Source organism: Paenibacillus sp. yr247, assembly GCF_900103825.1.
In the GTDB taxonomy this organism is placed as follows: Bacteria; Bacillota; Bacilli; order Paenibacillales; family NBRC-103111; genus Paenibacillus_E.
In genome coordinates, this window is record NZ_FNIF01000076.1 from 1 (window position 1) to 2,198 (window position 2,198).

Sequence of the window (2,198 nt, forward strand, 5' to 3'; positions counted from 1 at the left end):
TCTGTATACGGTCCTTTGATTAAATCATTTTTGCAGGACTTGTTCTAATAAGAACCAAAGAAACCGCCTTTCGGGAAACGGAAAATGGACTTCCAATACCCCGAAAGCGGTTTCTTTTTGTGGCAGCATCGAAGACTGAAAAATTCGTACTAGACCGAATCATTTGGGAAACTTTATTTTCTTCAGATAATAGTAAAAAGGGGCTATGCAGGTTGTTGTTGACTTACAGCTACCAAAATTACAAAATAATATTTTTTATACATACCTGCCCAAGCTACAAAGATGGTTGAGAAATATTGTTTCAAATGGCAGACCATCAATAACCGTTCATACAATTCGTCATTCATTTGCAACTAGATATCATCAAGAGAACAACGATGTGCCTAAACTTAGAAATCAACTCGGGCATTCTGCAATACAAACAACAATGATATATACACATTTAACAAGCGATGAATTAAAAAAAGCAGTAGATAACATGGATAAAGTACACTAGTGCAGCCGTTGCAATGCAACTGTATGTTTTGCAACCACTTTTATTTCATTTTTTTTTGAGTTGCTGTTAATTTTAATGTAATTATTGAAGCAAAAGTGGTTGCATACTGTTAATATCAACAATTGAATGCAACCACTTTTGCTTCACAAATTCTTCGCGGATGGGGAATGCAACTGGTTTTGCTTCCCCAATGCAACCACTTTTGCTTCAACGTACATGTCCCTAGACAACGAGCAGCTTTTTAAATGCTACTCACTTTAACACTTTAATGCACTACTTCACAAAATCTGTATTTTATACATATGTCTTTAATTCGATGAAACCCCTTGTTTGGTGTCTAACGACACAAATGTTCCTAAATAAAACGACACAAATCTTCCTACATTATTTATTATGTTCTTAATCATTTAAACTGACTGACCAGGTTTCTCTTGGTGTATACATGTGTGTGCAACTCATTAGACTTATAGATATTTTTCGAGTTGCAGCATAGTACAACAAGGCTTCTTCAACTAAGAATAAATGTGTATCTTTCCTATGATTAACATGGTGTTTAGCATCGTTATATGGTTTTATCAAAGATCGTATATCTTTGTACGTTTGTGGGTCTAACTTTAATTTTTGTAAATATTGAAAAAGGCAAACATCGTATCCAACTTCATATTTTATTTCTAATTGCAAATACATGGTTGACAAGTTCGTTTGTGGCAATCCGTTTGTCGGAATCACTCTGCAATTAGGTAAGTTCATTATTTGGTGCAATAATTCCTCTATTTGTGCATTACAGGCTTGAGGGTCAAGGCTTTTTCTCTTTAAAGGTTGTTCAAAATCACTACCAAACTAACTGCCTGTTAGTTTAATCCGTTGGCCGGAGCCCCTCTTTAAATTTATAAATATCCATCGGGAATGAGATAAAGTTCTTGTCAAAATCGGGAATGGGATAAAGTTCTTGTCATTTGGTTTTGACAAGAACTTTATCCCATAAAACAAAAAAGCCGCGATTTCCGCGGCCTTAAATGAGATAATGTTCTTGTCACCCGACAAAAAATAATAATCTTTAGATGATTTTATATTCTAGCGCTTCAGTAAATATATAAAAAAAAAGGAAAGCGTCGATGGATCGTCGCTTTCCTTTTTTAGATGGCCATATCATTATTAAGATATCCCAAAGAACGAAGTATTTCAGTGCTTCGTTGTTGAATATCCGCTACAGACCGCCAATATTTGTTATCGACACTTAGTTCCTTACCATATGGTATAGAACCGAAACAAGCATCTCCAATAAAGAAATTATATCCTAGGTCTACAAAAACAAGTTGATTCTTACGTTTATCCCTAATTTGCAGACAATAAGCAGTTTCGTATAATTTATGACTTCGGTCATACTGATGTGTAACAAACTTATCTTTACGTAGTCGATAAATATAGTCTCCGCATACTACTGCGTAATCTTTTCCATCAACATTAGTCCAATTCATGTTTATATCACCATCCCTTTTCTAAATATTCTTGACATATTTAAACAATAGTAAAACTTTATGCGAAAATTGATTGATTCGGAGTTATCTGACCATCCAAGAAGACAAGCCAATATTTTTCACCGGAGCAGTAAACGACGAATCCCCCACTGGCCGAATTTGGCTAGCGGGGGATTTTTTTATTTCAAAATAATTTCTGTAGTTTTGTCTTCTCCAACTCTTTT

At 34.7% G+C, this 2,198-nt stretch carries 1 protein-coding gene and 1 pseudogene; one reads left to right on the forward strand and one right to left on the reverse strand.

The features are described 5' to 3' along the window. Nucleotides 1-307: 307 nt before the first annotated feature. Nucleotides 308-496, forward strand: a pseudogene (locus tag BLT91_RS33370) (tyrosine-type recombinase/integrase); the annotation flags it as partial. A gap of 1,136 nt (nucleotides 497-1,632) precedes the next feature. On the opposite strand, the gene BLT91_RS30460 reads toward BLT91_RS33370, so the two are convergent. Further along, nucleotides 1,633-1,974, reverse strand: a complete 342-nt coding sequence (locus BLT91_RS30460) for a hypothetical protein (protein ID WP_090828017.1) — start codon at nucleotides 1,972-1,974, stop codon at nucleotides 1,633-1,635. Between the last annotated feature and the right edge of the window lie 224 nt (nucleotides 1,975-2,198).

Coding starts and splice junctions, on each gene's coding strand:
- BLT91_RS30460 (WP_090828017.1), bottom strand. CDS start 1,974: ATGAATTGGACTAATGTTGATGGAAAAGATTACGCAGTAGTATGCGGA.